Here is a 15,026-nt window from a genome sequence, read left to right on the forward strand (position 1 = left end):
TGCGGCCAGTGGAACCCAAGGCAACAAAAAAGAAAGGACCATTCATATGGTCAGTCTCGGCGGCCTAGCCCGCAAGTTGTTTGGCTCCTCCAACGAACGCCGTGTGCGTGGCTACAAGGCCAGAGTGGATGCCATCAACGCTCTTGAAGCCGATATGAAGGCTTTGTCGGATGAGGCACTCGCCGCCAAGACCGTGGAGTTCCGCCAAGAGTTCGCAGACGGCAAAACGCTCGACGATCTGCTGGTACCGGCTTTTGCCGTTGCCCGCGAGGCGGCCCGCCGCGTCCTCGGCCTGCGCCCCTTCGATGTGCAGCTGGTCGGCGGCATGATCCTGCATGAGCGCGCCATTGCCGAAATGAAGACCGGCGAAGGCAAGACACTCGTCGCGACCCTGCCCGTCTATCTCAACGCGCTTGCCAGCAAGGGCGTGCACGTTGTCACCGTCAACGACTACCTGGCCCAGCGCGACGCCGCCACCATGGGCCGCGTCTACAGCTTCCTCGGCCTGTCGACCGGCGTGATCGTCCACGGCCTCACCGACGACCAGCGCCACGCGGCCTACGCCTGCGACATCACCTACGCAACCAATAACGAGCTCGGCTTCGACTATCTGCGCGACAACATGAAGTATGAGCGCGCGCAGATGGTCCAGCGCGGCCACTTCTTCGCCATCGTCGACGAAGTGGACTCGATTCTCGTCGACGAAGCGCGCACGCCGCTGATCATTTCCGGCCCGCTCGACGACCGCTCCGATCTCTACAACACGATCAACGAGTTCATTCCGATGCTCTCGCCGGAAGACTACGAGATCGACGAGAAGCAGCGCTCAGCCAACTTCTCCGAAGAAGGCACCGAGAAGCTTGAAAACCTCTTGAAGCAGGCCGGCCTGCTCAAGGGTGAATCGCTCTACGACATCGAAAACGTTGCGATCGTCCACCACGTCAACAACGCGCTCAAGGCCCACAAGCTGTTCCAGCGCGACAAGGACTACATCGTACGCAACGACGAGATCGTCATCATCGACGAGTTCACCGGCCGCATGATGCCGGGCCGCCGCTATTCCGAAGGCCAGCACCAGGCGCTCGAAGCCAAGGAAAAGGTGCAGATCCAGCCCGAGAACCAGACGCTCGCCTCGATCACCTTCCAGAACTATTTCCGCATGTATTCCAAGCTCGGCGGCATGACCGGTACGGCCTCCACCGAAGCAGAAGAATTCGGCAACATCTACGGCCTGGAAGTCATTGAAGTTCCGACCAACCTGCCGATCAAGCGTATCGACGAGGACGACGAAGTCTATCGTACGCAGGGCGAGAAGCTCAAGGCGATCATCGACGAGATCAAGTCGGCGCACGAGCGCGGCCAGCCGATGCTGGTCGGCACCACGTCGATCGAGAAGTCCGAACAGCTTGCCGATCTGCTCAAGAAGTCCGGGTTCGACAACTTCCAGGTGCTGAACGCGCGCTATCACGAGCAGGAAGCCTTCATCGTGGCCCAGGCCGGTGTACCGGGTGCGGTGACGATCGCCACCAACATGGCCGGTCGCGGTACCGACATCCAGCTCGGCGGCAACGTCGACATGCGCATCCAGCAGGAACTCGCAGAGGTCGAGCCCGGCCCCGAGCGCAACGACCGCGAACAGGCGATCCGCGCCGAGGTGCAGCAGCTGAAGGAAAAGGCGCTGGCAGCCGGCGGACTTTATGTTCTCGCCACCGAACGCCACGAAAGCCGCCGTATCGACAATCAGCTGCGCGGCCGTTCCGGCCGTCAGGGCGACCCCGGCCGGTCCAAGTTCTACCTGTCGCTTCAGGACGACCTGATGCGCATCTTCGGCTCCGACCGCATGGACGGCATGCTACAGAAGCTCGGCCTCAAGGAAGGCGAGTCGATCGTCCACCCCTGGATCAACAAGGCGCTCGAGCGTGCGCAGAAGAAGGTCGAAGCCCGCAACTTCGACATCCGCAAAAACCTTCTGAAGTACGACGACGTGCTCAACGACCAGCGCAAGGTGATCTTCGAGCAGCGCATCGAGCTGATGGATGCCGAGAGCGTCACCGAAACCGTCACCGACATGCGCACCGAAGTCATTGAGGACATCGTTTCCAAGCGCATCCCCGAGCGGGCCTATGCCGAGCAGTGGGACGTCGAAGGCCTCAAGGCCGACGTGCAGCAGTACCTCAACCTCGACCTGCCGATCGCCGAATGGGCAGCCGAAGAAGGCATCGACGAGGCGGACATCCTCGAGCGTGTGACGGCGGCCACCGACAAGGCGGTTGCCGACCGTGCCGAGCGTTTCGGTCCCGAGATCATGCAATATGTCGAGCGCTCGGTCATCCTGCAGACACTCGACCACCTCTGGCGCGAACACATCGTCAATCTCGACCATCTGCGTTCGGTCATCGGTTTCCGCGGCTATGCCCAGCGCGACCCGCTGCAGGAATACAAGTCCGAGGCCTTCGAACTGTTCCAGGCCCTGCTCGGCAACCTGCGCCAGGCCGTGACGGCCCAGCTCATGCGCGTCGAATTGGTCCGCGAAGCGGCCGAGGCGCCGCAGCCGGCGCCGCCGCTGATGGAAGGTCACCATATCGACCCTCTGACCGGCGAAGACGATTTCGGTCGCGGCTCCGACTCGCTGCTGGCGGTCGCACCGGCAAACCGCAACCCGGCCGATCCGTCGACCTGGGGCAAGGTCTCGCGCAACGAAGCCTGCCCGTGCGGTTCCGGCAAGAAGTACAAGCATTGCCACGGAATTTACGAAGCCTGATCTGAAGATGCCGCCTCCGGGCGGCATTTTTGTTTGTGGGGCCGCAAAGCGCGCAGACCGCCCTGTCGCCAGGCACAGAGTTGCCCGCTTTGCCGTTCGACCATCGTGCTCACGGCCGGCGATCCAGCAGCATCCGATCGGCCCCTTTCCCTGAGGCAAGGACCCCGACTGAACCGTTTGTTAACGCTGATCTGGCACAACCAAACCCTGTATTGCGTAATCTCAGGGTGTTCTCGTGTTCATGGCGGTATGTCAAACAGCCGGACGAATGCTGCCGTCGGCGCTGCGACACCGCCTGTCTCCGCTCATCGGCGTGCTGGTCGCCGCCCTGACCGAACAGGACCCGAAGAATACGGCGCGACGTATGGCGCTTGTCGCCTTCGTCATCCGCATCCTCAGCGCCGCAATCGCATTCCTCTCCCAGATCATTCTTGCACGCCTGATGGGCGAGTTCGAATACGGCATCTTCGTCTTCGTCTGGGTGTTGGTGATCCTGTTCGGCAACCTGTCCTGCGTCGGCTTCCATTCCGCCGTCATCCGCTTCCTGCCTGAGTATCAGGCAACCTCCGCGCTCGCTGAAATTCGCGGGCTGACGACCACCGCCCGGATCTTTGCGCTGATGTCGGCAAGCACACTGGCCATCGTCGGCTTCCTGGGGTTGTGGCTCTTCGCCGACCGGATCGAGGACTACTATCTCGTTCCGCTCTATCTCGGCCTGTTCACATTGCCGATGATCGCGCTTGGCGATGTGATGGACGGCACCGCCCGCGCCCATGGCTGGCCGCTTTCGGCAATGAGCCCGACATTCATCATTCGCCCGCTGCTTGTGCTCGGTTTCATGGTGCTGGCAACAACGATGGGCGAGCCGCATACGGCGCCGACCGCCATCGCGGCAGCCATGGCCGCCGCCTATGTCACGACCGTCAGCCAATTCCTCGCCCTCACCTGGCGCCTGCGTTCGCGCTATGTCAGCGGCCCGCTTCGCATCGAAATGGGACGATGGCTCAAGGTCGCGGTGCCGATCTTCCTGATCGACGGCTTTGGCTTCCTGCTCACCAATTCCGACGTCGTCATCGTCGGCGTCTATCTCAAGCCCGACGATGTCGCGGTCTATTTCGCCGCCGCCAAGACGATGGCGCTGGTGCACTTCGTCATGTTCGCAGTCAAGGCGGCCGCCGGCCCACGGATTGCAGGCGCCATGGCCGCACGCGACCGCAGGCAATTGGCAGGCATCGCCGTCGAAAGCGCGCGCTGGGCATTCTGGCCGTCGCTCATGGTCGGCGCAGCGGTCCTGCTTGCCGGCCCCTTCCTGCTCTCGCTCTTCGGTCCCGCTTTCCTCGGCGGGCTGCCGCTGATGGCCATCCTCTTTGCCGGCATCATGGCCAAGGCCTTCATCGGACCTGCCGAAATCCTGCTGACGATGGCCGGCCAGCAGATGCTCTGCGTGATCCTTTACGCCGGCGCACTGGTGGCCAACATCACGCTAAACTTGTGCCTCATTCCACTTTTCGGACTAACCGGTGCTGCATTTGCAACCGCCGGTGCTATGTTCGTCGAGGCTATGCTGCTTCATTTCGCCGTAAGGCGCACCTTTGGCTTCGCACTCTTCGCTTTCGCAAGCGGGCGTTCGAGCCATGACAACAACGGGGCGATCCATCCATGATCGGCAATACCAATCTTCCCGCTGACGCAGACGATAGGGCTGCTCGCATTCTTGGCGGGCTGGCACCGATGGGCCACTCCCATCCGCAGGCCGAGCACATGCTCGAGGTCGGGCGCCCCGGACGGCATCTTTCGATCTACCCGGCCAAGGCCGGCTACGAATTGCAGCGTGAGCTCGACTTCCTGTCGAACCGGGCGCTTGAGCCGAACGTGTTCTTCACCGGCCATTTCCTGGCGCCGGCGATGCCCAGGCTCGAGGAACGCGTGATCCGGCTGGCCATCATAAGGGACAATGACGAGCGCCGCAGCCGCATGCGCTTCCTGATGCCGTATTCGATCGAGAAGCCCGGTTTTTCGATTGGCGCCTCGATCATCCGCGCCTGGTCCAATCCCTTCGGTCCGCTTGGCGTGCCGCTGCTCGATGCCGAAGACGCCGCCGAAACCATCGACAACCTGTTCGAGGCCCTGACCAATCCGTCGGCAAGCCTCCCCCCGGTTCTCGTGCTGCCGGATCTACGCCTCAAGGGCAAGTTCGCGCAGCTGGCGCGCGCCGTCGCCATCGGCCGGAACCTGCCGCTGACGGTAACCGACACGTTCAGCCGGCCGATGCTCGAAAGCCTGCTCGACGGTCCGACTTATCTGAAGAAATCGATCAGCCCGGCACATTTCCGCGAATTGCGACGCCAATGGAATCAGCTGGAAAAACGCGGGCAGCTTGCCTATTCGGTCGCGCGCCAGCCGAGCGAGATCCGCATTCGCATGGAGGAGTTCCTTGCGCTGGAAGCGTCCGGCTGGAAGGGTCGCGAGCGGAGCGCCATGGTGCTGGACCGGTTCCGCGCAGCCTTTGCCCGCGAGGCAATCACCAACCTCGCCGAAGCAGACAGCGTCCGCATCCACACGCTCGATCTCGACGGCAAGGCGATCGCCTCGATGGTGGTGTTCCTGATGTCGGGCGAGGCCTATACATGGAAGACGGCCTACGACGAACGTTACGCGAAGTTTTCGCCCGGCAAGCTGCTGCTGGCGGAGCTGACCGAATGGCACCTCGATGACGCCAACATCGCCCGCTCGGATTCCTGCGCCGTTCCCGACCACCCGATCATGAGCCGCTTCTGGCAGGAACGCGAAGAGATGGGAACACTCGTCATCGGCCTGCAGCAGACGCGCGACCGCGACGTCCGCCAGGTCGCTGCCCAGCTGCACCTCTACCGCAACACCCGCAACATGGCGCGGATGCTGCGCGAAAAGATCAAGGCGCTCGCCGGGCGGTGACCTCGTTCAGGCCGAGGGTGAGTGCGGCGGCTCCGCCGCTGCCCACTCGCGCAGGAACCGGCGAATGACCTTGCCCGATGTCGTCAGCGGCAGGCTGTCTACGAAGGCGATCTCGCGCGGATATTCGTGCATCGACAGCCGCGTCTTCACCCAGTCGCGGACGGACTGGGCCGTCTTTTCGTCGCCAGCCACACCCGGTCTCAGAACGACATAGGCCTTGACGATTTCCGTGCGCAGCGCGTCGGGCTTTCCGACGGCCGCGGCCAGCTGCACATCCGGATGGCCGGCAAGGCAGTCCTCGATCTCTCCAGGACCGATGCGATAGCCCGAAGAGGTGATCACGTCGTCATCGCGCCCGAAGAAGGTGAAATAACCTTCGCCGTCCATCACGCCCTGGTCGCCGGTTGTCATCCAGTCGCCGATGAACTTTGCTTCGGTGGCCTTGTCGTTCTTCCAGTAGCCGAGAAACATCACCGGATCCGGCCGTCGGATCGCCACCTGGCCGACGGCTCCCGCCGGCAACTCCCGGCCGTCGGCATCGATGATCGCCACGCGATGCCCCGGCGCCGCCTTGCCCATCGAGCCAGGCTTTACCACACCGAGATCAGCGGCGGACGAAATGACGATGTTGCACTCCGTCTGGCCATAGAACTCGCTGACATCGAGGCCGAGCGCGGCCCTGGCCCATTCGAAGGTTTCGCGCCCGAGCGCCTCGCCGGCCGAGCCGATGGTTCTGAGGTTGAGACGATATCGCTCGCGTGGCATTTCGATCGCCTTCATCAGCCGCAGCGCCGTCGGCGGAATGAAGGCGTTGCGGACATCCATCTCTTCCAGAATGCGAAAGGCGGTGTCCGGATCGAACTTCTGCGCCGGTGACGAGACGACGGGGACGCCGAGCAGCAGCGAAGGCAAGAGCGCGTTCAGCAATCCGCCCGCCCAGGCCCAGTCCGCAGGCGTCCACATCCGATCACCCGGTTGCGGCAGGAAATGATGGTGAAACTGAAACCCCGGCAGATGGCCGAGCAGTACCCGGTGGCCATGCAGCGCGCCCTTGGGCGGCCCTGTCGTCCCTGAGGTGTAGATCATCAATGCCGCATCGTCGGGCGTGGTATCGGCGGCAACAAAACCATCGGCATCGCCTGAGGCAAGGTCGGTGAAGTCGAGCGTGCCGGGAACGCGTTCGGCGCCGGCCAGCACGACTAGCCGTAGATCCGGCAGCCGGTCACGGATGGCCGCGACCCGCTCATGACCGAAAGCATTGGTGACGATTGCCGCAGCACCTGCGTCCAGCAGGCGGTACTCCAACGCCTCTACTCCAAACAGCAGGGCCAGCGGCAGGGCGATCGCGCCGAGCTTGTAGATGGCGGCGTGCGCGATGGCAGCCTCGAACCCTTGTGGCAGCAATATCGCCACCCGGTCCCCCGGCCTGATCCCCTGGCGTTCAAGCCCGCGCGCGAAGGCCGAGGATTGCTGGGAGAAGGCGCCGTAAGTCAGCGTTCGATGGCCGCCATCCGGGTTGAAATGCTGAAGGCAGATGCGCTCCGGCTCTTTTGCCGCCCAGGCATCGCTCACCGCAACGCCGATGTTGAACTTCTCGGGGATCTGCCACTGGAAAGCGCCGTAGAGTTCGTCGTAATTCTCGATTGTCGGTAACATGGCCCCGCCGCAACAGACTTCTGCTGCACTGCACCTAACATCTTCGCCCGCCTCTGTTCAATGACCCGGCATGACGAGGGCGACCTCACTGTCTATGTCAGCGCCACGATTGCAGGCCCGAGGATGGTCAGCAGGATGTTGCCGATGGCGCCCCTGTTGCAGTGGCTCGCATCAAGCGGGCAGTAGACAGATTCGCCACTCACGGACGTCAAAGATGGGATGCGGGATCGACCGGTGCGGGAAAAACTGAGTGATGGTGCCCCATGCCGGGGTCGAACCAGCACTCCTTTCGGAACTCGATTTTGAGTCGAGCGCGTCTACCAATTCCGCCAATGGGGCTCAGGGATATAAGATATCAGCGGCTGGGATTTACACGAAGGTTTTTGCCGTGGTCAACCATCAATTTCAACGAAAGCACGTCGCCCAAAAGTGTGCACCGGTTTTGCGACTACGGCATGCACAAAAGCAGGAACGCAAACGTGCGGCAAGCGATCCCAAGAGATCGCGACACGGCTTGGCGGAGCGACAATCACGAAAGCGTGCAAACATGACGCAGAGGACGCGATTTACAGCACGCGCCGTCGCACCTAAGAAGGCCTTATTCAGTTGCAATGCAGCATATGCCGGATACTGATCCGTTATGCTTTCCAGCATGAGGTACGCATGATCGACGCTTCCACCGCTACCCGCCACCACCTGTTCATCGCCGTTCTCCTGACGCTCGGCATGGCGGCGACCGTCGGCGGTGCGCTCGGTTTCGAGCATATCGGCGGATATATCCCCTGTGCGCTCTGCCTGCTGCAGCGCGATCCCTACTACTACGGCATTCCGCTCGGCATTCTGGCTGTTATCACCAGCGCCTTGAAGCTGCCGACCTGGACGACGCGCACCCTGCTTCTGGCGATCGGCATCCTGATGCTCGTCGGCGCCGGCATGGGCGTCTATCACTCGGGCGCCGAATGGGGCTTCTGGGAAGGTCCGTCGACCTGCGCCACGACAGCGCAGGGCGTATCGTCCAATGTCGGCGATCTCCTGGGCGACCTCGATTCCAAGCACGGCCCGTCCTGCACCGAGGCGGCGCTTCGGGTGCTCGGCTTGTCCTTTGCCGGTTGGAACGTGATTGCCAGCCTGATCTTTGCAGCGATCGCCTTGCGCGGCGCCGCAAAGGCCTGATCTGCGAGGCCGGAACGGCCGACCCAAAAGTAACGCCGCATGATGAAGGATCACGCGGCGTGCTCCATGCCCCAGCTCAGGGCCGGACTTCGTCCAGAAAGCAATGGTCCAAATGCCTCAGGGCTGCAGTTCGACATCCCAGTAGAGATAGTCCATCCAGCTTTCATGCAGGTGGTTCGGCGGGAAAAGCCGGCCATTGTTGTGCAGGTCCTGCACCGTTGGCTGGTAGGGCCTCTGGTGCGGGAACATGCCGGCCTGCTTCGGCAGCTTGCTGCCCTTGCGCAAATTGCAGGGCGAGCAGGCCGCAACGACGTTTTCCCAGGTCGTCTGGCCACCATGGGCGCGGGGCACCACGTGGTCGAAGGTCAGGTCGTCGGGCGTGCCGCAATACTGGCATTCGAACTTGTCGCGCAGGAAGACGTTGAACCGGGTGAACGCCGGATGACGCGACGGCTGCACGTAGCTCTTGAGGCAAACCACGCTCGGCAACCGCATCGAGAAGCTGGGCGAGGAGACCGAATGCTCGTATTCCGCAAGGATAATCACACGGTCAAGGAAGACGGCCTTGATCGCGTCCTGCCAGGACCAGAGCGACAAGGGGTAATAACTCAGCGGCCGATAGTCAGCGTTCAAGACGAGCGCTGGTAAGGCCTGCGGTGAGACTGCAATCGTCAAGCGTATTCTCCTGATCGATTCGGCATCTGCACCTTCTATATTAGGCCCGTTGCAACAGGATTGTGAAGCCGGAAAGAAAAAAGCGAACAACGGATTCGCTTTTTCCTTCAAGGTGTCACAGGAACAGCATCCCGCCGCATTTCTTGGGCGTAATAGGCCCAGAACAGACGTGCCGCGACGCTGCGCCAAGGCGCCCAGGACGCGGCCAGCGAATCAATCTCGCGGGCGGTCGGGCGCAGTTCGAGACCGAGCCCGTGGCCGATCGCGTTCTGAAGCGCGACATCGCCGGATGGAAAGACATCCGGATGCCCGGCACAAAACAAGAGATAGACCTCCGCCGTCCAGCGGCCGACGCCCTTGATGGTCGTCAGCTCGCGGATCGCCTCCGGGGCTTCGACATTGCAGATCGCGTCGAGGTCGATTTCGCCGGCAACGACCACCTGCGCAACCCGCCTCAGCGCATCGGCCTTGGCGCGGGAAAGCCCGATCGCCCGGCAATCCTCGTCGCTGAGCGTCAGGGCGGCAGGTGCGGTAATCTCGCCGAGCGAGGCTTCCATGCGTTTCCAGATCGCCGCAGCGCTTGCCTTCGATACCATCTGCGACACGATGATGCTGGCGATACCACGATAGCCTGGGTCGGTTCGCCTGAGCGGCACCGGCCCGGCCCTGGCCACGACATGTTCGAGACGGGCGTCGAGCATCATCAGGCCGGCAAGCCCCGCCTCGATGTCCTCATGTGTTCGGATGATCCGCATGGCGCCTCCAAAAAGCGGATGATTTTTATACCGCTTCCATGCCAAAGGGAAACGATGGCAGACACGTCATCCACGCAACCCGTTTTCCGTTTCGCACCGAGCCCGAACGGCCTTTTGCATCTGGGCCACGCGCTGTCGGCAATCCTCAACCACGATATGGCAAAAGCGTCGGGCGGACGGTTCCTGTTGCGCATCGAGGATATCGACCGGACGCGCTGCCATCCGCAATTCGAGGCCGCGATCTCTAGCGATCTCGCCTGGCTCGGGCTTGAATGGGAACAGCCGGTGCGCCGGCAATCGGACCACCTCGACCTATATGCGTCCGCACTCCAGCGGCTGAACGACATGGGCCTCGTCTATCCCTCGGTCCTGTCGCGCGGCGAGATCAAGGCGGCGGTTGCCGATGCCGAAGCCCGCGGCAATGCCTGGCCGCGCGATCCGGACGGCGCGCCGCTCTACCCAGAGCGCGAGCGCGATCTGGGGGCCGATGCGCGCAATGCCATCGTTGCCGGCGACAAGCCCCATGCCTGGCGGCTGGACATGAAAAAGGCGGTGCTTGCGGCGGGCGCACCGCCGCTGACCTGGCAGGAAACCGGCAGCGGGCCAGATGGAGAGACGGGCCTCATAACGGCGGATCCGGCGGCCTGGGGCGACATCATCCTGTCGCGCTCCGATGCGCCGTCGAGCTACCATCTGTCTGTTATCGTCGACGATGCACTGCAAGGCATAACGCACGTGGTGCGCGGCCGCGACCTTTATCATGCAACCGCGGTGCACCGCCTGCTGCAGCGGCTGCTGGACCTGCCGGAGCCGGTCTACCACCATCACCGCCTGCTGCTCGGCGCCGACGGCCGCAAGCTTTCCAAGAGCAATCGTGACACTGGCATCTCGGCCTTCCGCGAGGCCGGCCGCTCGCCGGCCGACATCCGTGCTTTGGTCCTCTGATGGAATTCAGTCCTCGGTAGTGCGGGGGCTCTGGAAGCTGCGCCGCACCATGCGCTTGACCCGGTATTTGAGGATCGCCGCATTGATCTCTGCGCCGATGATGAAGATCGCCGCGACCATATAGAGGAACACCAGTACGATCATGATCGAAGCGAGACCGGCATAGGTCGAGACATAGGTCGCAAAGGTCGAAAGATAATAGGCGAAGGTGTAGCCGCCGATCGTCCAGCAGAGCAGCGTCAAGAAAATACCGGGCAGCACGTCAATCACTTTGCGGTGACCGTCCGGTAGCCAGAGATGCGACACCAGGAGCCCGCCCGTCACCACGACCAGGGCCAGTGGCAGACTCCAGTTGTCGACGGTTGCCAGCACGCCGTCGAGCCAGGGCAGCCATTCGCCGGCATAACGAAGCGCCAGCGGCACGGCGACGAGCAGGATGCTCAGCGCCGCCAGGATCAGCACCCCGGCAATCACAAACCCGAGGCTGGCAAGGCGCGTCACATACCAGTAGCGGCTTTCCGTCACCCGGTAGGCGCGGTTGAGCGAGACCCGCAAGGCCTCGACCCCATTCGAGGCGAAATAGGCGGCCGCGAGCACCGAAACGGTCAACAGGCCGCCACGCGGAATGGTCAACACCTGGACGATCTCGTTGGCGATCGGGGTCGCGATCGATTCCGGCCAGGCGTCGAAAATGAGATGGACCGCAGTCTCGGCAAACTGATCGGCACCAAGGAAGCTGCCGAGCGCCGTGCCGAAAATCAGGAAGGGGAAGACAGCAAGCAGGGACGAAAGCGCCACATGGCTCGCCATGGCCCAGCCGTCGTCCAGACTGAAGTGCCATAGCGCATCGAACACGACTTTCCAGGTGATGCGAATAAACGCTGGCATTTCCACTCCGGCCCAGTGGCGCCGCGGTCGCGTGCCTTCGCATGCGGATCCTGCGGCGCCGTTCCATGGCATTGACGCTCGTCCGACCGCGACAGCGTACACGGGTTTCGGCTCGCGCAATTCAATTGTATCCCGCCGATGAATATGGGAAACGGGGGCAGGATTGCTACAGGAATCGACAGGATGTCCGATCGTCCCACAATCATTGTCACCGGTTGTTCATCCGGGATCGGCGCCCATTGCGCCCACGCGCTGCATGCGGACGGCTGGCGGGTGTTTGCGACCGTGCGCCGTGACGAAGATCGAGGCGCCCTTGAAAGCCAAGGCATCGAGACCTTCCTGATGGACTATACCAAGCCGGAAACGATCGCCGCCCTGGTCGAAGCGGTGATGGCGCGCTCGGGCGGGCGCATCGATGCGCTGTTCAACAACGGCGCCTACGGCCAAGCCGGCGCGGTCGAGGACCTGCCGACCGAGGCGCTCCGGCTGCAGCTCGAAACCAATGTCATCGGCTGGCACGACCTGACGCGCCGGGTGATCCCCGCCATGCGGGCGCGCGGAAGCGGCCGCATCGTGCAATGCTCCTCCATCCTCGGCATTGTGCCCTACCGCTGGCGCGGCGCCTATAACGCATCGAAGTTTGCGATCGAGGCGCTGTCGCTGACCCTGAGAATGGAACTCGCCGGAAGTGGCATCAAGGTCAGCCTGATCGAGCCGGGGCCGATCGCCTCGAAATTCACCGCCAATGCCGTGACCTATATCGAGCGCTTCATCGACCTGAAGAATTCGGTCCACCGCGCCGAGTACGAGCGGCAGATGCGTCGCCTGAAAGGCGAGAGCAAACCGGTCGCGGGCAAGCTTGGACCGGATGCCGTATATGCAGTCCTAAAGCACGCGCTGGCGGCAAAGAGACCGAAACCGCACTATATTGTAACAAGGCCCGCCAAGCAGGGCGCGTTCCTGAAGAAGCTCCTGCCGGCAGCATTGTTTTACCGCATTATCGGCCGACTCGGCTGAGTGAAAACGCAAGGGAGCATTCGATGTCCAGTTTCGTCACCGGCCTGACCCTGTTCGTCATGGGGCTGGTCGTCATCGTTCTGATCCGCGGCCTCTTGAACATGATGAGGGGTGGCAGCAGCAGCAAATCCAACAAGCTGATGCAGGCCCGTGTACTGCTGCAGGCAGTCGCGATCGTATTGATCATGCTGACGCTATGGATCACCGGCGGCGGCCGCCCCGCCTAAGGAACGTGACGACACCATGGTCAAGCTCAACAAGATCTACACCCGGACGGGCGACAACGGCACCACCGGGCTCGTCTCCGGTCCGCGCCGCCTGAAGAGCGATCTCAGGGTCGATGCCTATGGCGCAGTCGACGAGACCAACGCCTTTGTCGGGCTTGCCCGGCAACACACCGCCGATGTCGCCGATCTCGATGCCACCTTGATGCGGATCCAGAACGATCTCTTCGATCTCGGCGCCGATCTCGCGACACCCGACACCGGCGAGAAGCCGGAATACGAGCCGCTTCGCATCGTCGCAAGCCAAGTCACCTGGCTCGAAACCGAAATCGATCGGCTGAACGCCGATCTCGAACCCCTGCGCTCCTTCGTTCTGCCGGCCGGCAGCGCCGCATCGGCCGCACTGCATGTGGCGCGAACCGTCGCCCGGCGTGCCGAACGGCAGATGGTGGCACTTGCCCAGCTCGAAGCCGAAATCGTCAGCCGCGAGGCGATCGCATATATCAACCGGCTGTCGGATTTCCTGTTCGTCGCCGCCCGTTGGGCAAACGACAAGGGCCATGCCGACGTCCTTTGGATTCCCGGCAAAAACAGATAACGTTTCCCCACTGCACAATCTCACCCTTAAGTCGGGCTCGATTAAAAGGTGAGACTGTGCAGTAAAACAAAGTGTTACGGCGACCATTGCGCGTCTGGACAGGCGCGCCGCCGTAGAATCACGCTTCGGGAGACCGCATGTTCATACCGCTTCACGATAAGAACACCCTGAAGCACATCAAGGTTCAGTATGTGACGATCAGCCTGATTGTCATCAACATCGTTGTTTGGCTGATAACCGGGCCGATCGCCACGGAAGAGTTCGCCAACGCGACGCTTCTGGGCTTCGGCTATATCCCGGCGCTCATCTTCGATTATGCCCAGCTCGATCCGTCGCTGATCATCGTGCCCGACGGTTTCACCTTCATCACCTATTCCTTCCTGCATGGCGGCTTCATGCATCTGGCGATGAACATGCTGTTTCTCTGGGTGTTCGGCGACAATGTCGAAGATGCGCTCGGGCACTTTCGCTTTCTGCTGTTCTACCTTGCCTGTGCCGCTGCCGGGGCCTTGGCCCATGGCCTGTTCGACCCGGCATCGGAAGCGCCTCTGATCGGCGCATCGGGTGCGATCTCCGGCGTGGTCGCCGCCTATTTCCTGTTGCATCCGAAGGTGCGCGTCTGGGTGCTGGTGTTTTTCCGCATCCCCCTGCCCCTGCCGGCGGCCATTCCGCTCGCCTTCTGGATCGGGCAGCAATTCTTCATGCTGGTGGTCGATCCGGGCAGCGGCGTCTCGTGGAGCGCCCATGTCGGCGGCATCGTTGCCGGGCTTGTCCTCGTGGTCATTTTGCGACGCCGCGGCGTGCCGCTCTTCGACCGGACGATCGTCACGCCGCGCGCCGTCGAGCATAAGGTGGAGTCCGTCGTCGTCACGCCGCAACCCACGCCGGAAACGCGGAAGCCGCCGACACCCTGGGGTCGACCAACCGTTTGAAACCGCCGGCTTGGCATTTCCAGCGCCCCGGTTTCGTCACCATTTCAAAGGCTTGATCGTCGCCGCATGATCGCGAAAGAACCGTCATGCCGCATCTGCGAAGAGGTCTTGTCAGCTCACTTTCTTACGTGTACGTAAACGTTATTCCAATTCTCGGGATTATATCGATTTAGCGTCATGCACAGTGATTGTAATTGGAGAAAAAACGCGTATCGATGTCGCCAACCGACAATCAGGCGGCTCCGTTAAGGCGCATTTTCCTGCGAAAGCTCTTGGAGGGAAGAATCCATGAAAATACTTGTGACGGTCAAGCGGGTGGTTGACTACAACGTCAAGATCCGGGTGAAGGCTGACGGCTCGGGTGTCGAGCTTGCCAACGTGAAGATGTCGATGAACCCGTTCGACGAGATCTCGGTGGAAGGAATTTCATGAAAGCGCCGGTTTCCTGTTGTCCGATTCCTGCTAAAT

General features: G+C 62.1%; 14 protein-coding genes and 1 tRNA gene. 10 read left to right on the plus strand and 5 right to left on the minus strand.

Annotated elements, in window-relative coordinates; genetic code table 11:
• Positions 1-46: 46 nt before the first annotated feature.
• From secA to ASD02_RS25430, 3 genes are all read left to right on the plus strand, one after another.
• Positions 47-2,761, plus strand: a complete 2,715-nt coding sequence (gene secA / locus ASD02_RS25420) for a preprotein translocase subunit SecA (RefSeq protein ID WP_025424561.1) — start codon at positions 47-49, stop codon at positions 2,759-2,761.
• A gap of 241 nt (positions 2,762-3,002) precedes the next feature.
• Positions 3,003-4,424 (plus strand): lipopolysaccharide biosynthesis protein, encoded by a 1,422-nt coding sequence (locus ASD02_RS25425; RefSeq protein ID WP_038575631.1) that lies wholly within the window; start codon positions 3,003-3,005, stop codon positions 4,422-4,424.
• Complete coding sequence (locus ASD02_RS25430; RefSeq protein ID WP_025424563.1) at positions 4,421-5,695, plus strand: GNAT family N-acetyltransferase; 1,275 nt, start codon at positions 4,421-4,423, stop codon at positions 5,693-5,695. The genes ASD02_RS25425 and ASD02_RS25430 overlap by 4 nt, the downstream gene beginning before the upstream one ends.
• A 6-nt stretch (positions 5,696-5,701) precedes the next feature.
• Here the strand turns inward: ASD02_RS25430 and ASD02_RS25435 are convergent, their stop codons facing one another.
• Positions 5,702-7,351, minus strand: a complete 1,650-nt coding sequence (locus tag ASD02_RS25435) for an AMP-binding protein (RefSeq protein ID WP_057221355.1) — start codon at positions 7,349-7,351, stop codon at positions 5,702-5,704.
• Between the two features lie 254 nt (positions 7,352-7,605).
• Positions 7,606-7,690 (minus strand) — tRNA-Leu (locus ASD02_RS25440).
• A gap of 324 nt (positions 7,691-8,014) precedes the next feature.
• Between ASD02_RS25440 and ASD02_RS25445 the strand changes: the two genes are divergently transcribed.
• Positions 8,015-8,524, plus strand: coding sequence for a disulfide bond formation protein B (locus tag ASD02_RS25445; protein ID WP_025424620.1), 510 nt, complete (start codon positions 8,015-8,017; stop codon positions 8,522-8,524).
• 117 nt (positions 8,525-8,641) lie between these two features.
• Here the strand turns inward: ASD02_RS25445 and ASD02_RS25450 are convergent, their stop codons facing one another.
• On the minus strand, positions 8,642-9,199 hold the full coding sequence (locus ASD02_RS25450; RefSeq protein WP_025424621.1) for an HNH endonuclease: 558 nt from the start codon (positions 9,197-9,199) through the stop codon (positions 8,642-8,644).
• Between the two features lie 107 nt (positions 9,200-9,306).
• On the minus strand, positions 9,307-9,954 hold the full coding sequence (locus tag ASD02_RS25455; RefSeq protein ID WP_025424622.1) for a DNA-3-methyladenine glycosylase: 648 nt from the start codon (positions 9,952-9,954) through the stop codon (positions 9,307-9,309).
• Between the two features lie 54 nt (positions 9,955-10,008).
• On the opposite strand from ASD02_RS25455, the gene gluQRS reads away from it, so the two are divergent.
• On the plus strand, positions 10,009-10,899 hold the full coding sequence (gene gluQRS / locus ASD02_RS25460; protein WP_025424623.1) for a tRNA glutamyl-Q(34) synthetase GluQRS: 891 nt from the start codon (positions 10,009-10,011) through the stop codon (positions 10,897-10,899).
• Between the two features lie 6 nt (positions 10,900-10,905).
• On the opposite strand, the gene ASD02_RS25465 is transcribed toward gluQRS, so the two are convergent.
• Positions 10,906-11,787, minus strand: a complete 882-nt coding sequence (locus tag ASD02_RS25465) for a YihY/virulence factor BrkB family protein (protein ID WP_025424624.1) — start codon at positions 11,785-11,787, stop codon at positions 10,906-10,908.
• 183 nt (positions 11,788-11,970) lie between these two features.
• On the opposite strand from ASD02_RS25465, the gene ASD02_RS25470 reads away from it, so the two are divergent.
• The 5 genes from ASD02_RS25470 to ASD02_RS38525 all read left to right on the plus strand — a co-directional run bounded on the left by ASD02_RS25470 (position 11,971) and on the right by ASD02_RS38525 (position 14,990).
• Positions 11,971-12,804: an SDR family oxidoreductase gene (locus tag ASD02_RS25470; protein WP_025424625.1), complete on the plus strand. Its 834-nt coding sequence runs from the start codon at positions 11,971-11,973 to the stop codon at positions 12,802-12,804.
• 23 nt (positions 12,805-12,827) lie between these two features.
• Positions 12,828-13,031 (plus strand): twin transmembrane helix small protein, encoded by a 204-nt coding sequence (locus tag ASD02_RS25475; RefSeq protein WP_025424626.1) that lies wholly within the window; start codon positions 12,828-12,830, stop codon positions 13,029-13,031.
• A 16-nt stretch (positions 13,032-13,047) separates the two neighbouring features.
• Positions 13,048-13,626 (plus strand): cob(I)yrinic acid a,c-diamide adenosyltransferase, encoded by a 579-nt coding sequence (locus ASD02_RS25480; protein WP_025424627.1) that lies wholly within the window; start codon positions 13,048-13,050, stop codon positions 13,624-13,626.
• 137 nt (positions 13,627-13,763) lie between these two features.
• Complete coding sequence (locus tag ASD02_RS25485; RefSeq protein WP_025424628.1) at positions 13,764-14,558, plus strand: rhomboid family intramembrane serine protease; 795 nt, start codon at positions 13,764-13,766, stop codon at positions 14,556-14,558.
• Between the two features lie 288 nt (positions 14,559-14,846).
• The gene (locus tag ASD02_RS38525) at positions 14,847-14,990 is read left to right on the plus strand and encodes a hypothetical protein (RefSeq protein WP_162255923.1); all 144 of its coding nucleotides are present in this window, start codon (positions 14,847-14,849) and stop codon (positions 14,988-14,990) included.
• Positions 14,991-15,026: the final 36 nt, after the last annotated feature.

The organism is Ensifer sp. Root1252, assembly GCF_001425885.1.
Classification (GTDB): domain Bacteria; phylum Pseudomonadota; class Alphaproteobacteria; order Rhizobiales; family Rhizobiaceae; genus Ensifer; species Ensifer canadensis.

What these genes read in the sequence shown, in the direction of transcription:
- secA (WP_025424561.1), top strand. Translation starts at nt 47, where the DNA reads ATGGTCAGTCTCGGCGGCCTAGCCCGCAAGTTGTTTGGCTCCTCCAAC.
- ASD02_RS25425 (WP_038575631.1), top strand. Translation starts at nt 3,003, where the DNA reads ATGGCGGTATGTCAAACAGCCGGACGAATGCTGCCGTCGGCGCTGCGA.
- ASD02_RS25430 (WP_025424563.1), top strand. Translation starts at nt 4,421, where the DNA reads ATGATCGGCAATACCAATCTTCCCGCTGACGCAGACGATAGGGCTGCT.
- ASD02_RS25435 (WP_057221355.1), bottom strand. Translation starts at nt 7,351, where the DNA reads ATGTTACCGACAATCGAGAATTACGACGAACTCTACGGCGCTTTCCAG.
- ASD02_RS25445 (WP_025424620.1), top strand. Translation starts at nt 8,015, where the DNA reads ATGATCGACGCTTCCACCGCTACCCGCCACCACCTGTTCATCGCCGTT.
- ASD02_RS25455 (WP_025424622.1), bottom strand. Translation starts at nt 9,954, where the DNA reads ATGCGGATCATCCGAACACATGAGGACATCGAGGCGGGGCTTGCCGGC.
- gluQRS (WP_025424623.1), top strand. Translation starts at nt 10,009, where the DNA reads ATGGCAGACACGTCATCCACGCAACCCGTTTTCCGTTTCGCACCGAGC.
- ASD02_RS25465 (WP_025424624.1), bottom strand. Translation starts at nt 11,787, where the DNA reads ATGCCAGCGTTTATTCGCATCACCTGGAAAGTCGTGTTCGATGCGCTA.
- ASD02_RS25470 (WP_025424625.1), top strand. Translation starts at nt 11,971, where the DNA reads ATGTCCGATCGTCCCACAATCATTGTCACCGGTTGTTCATCCGGGATC.
- ASD02_RS25475 (WP_025424626.1), top strand. Translation starts at nt 12,828, where the DNA reads ATGTCCAGTTTCGTCACCGGCCTGACCCTGTTCGTCATGGGGCTGGTC.
- ASD02_RS25480 (WP_025424627.1), top strand. Translation starts at nt 13,048, where the DNA reads ATGGTCAAGCTCAACAAGATCTACACCCGGACGGGCGACAACGGCACC.
- ASD02_RS25485 (WP_025424628.1), top strand. Translation starts at nt 13,764, where the DNA reads ATGTTCATACCGCTTCACGATAAGAACACCCTGAAGCACATCAAGGTT.
- ASD02_RS38525 (WP_162255923.1), top strand. Translation starts at nt 14,847, where the DNA reads ATGAAAATACTTGTGACGGTCAAGCGGGTGGTTGACTACAACGTCAAG.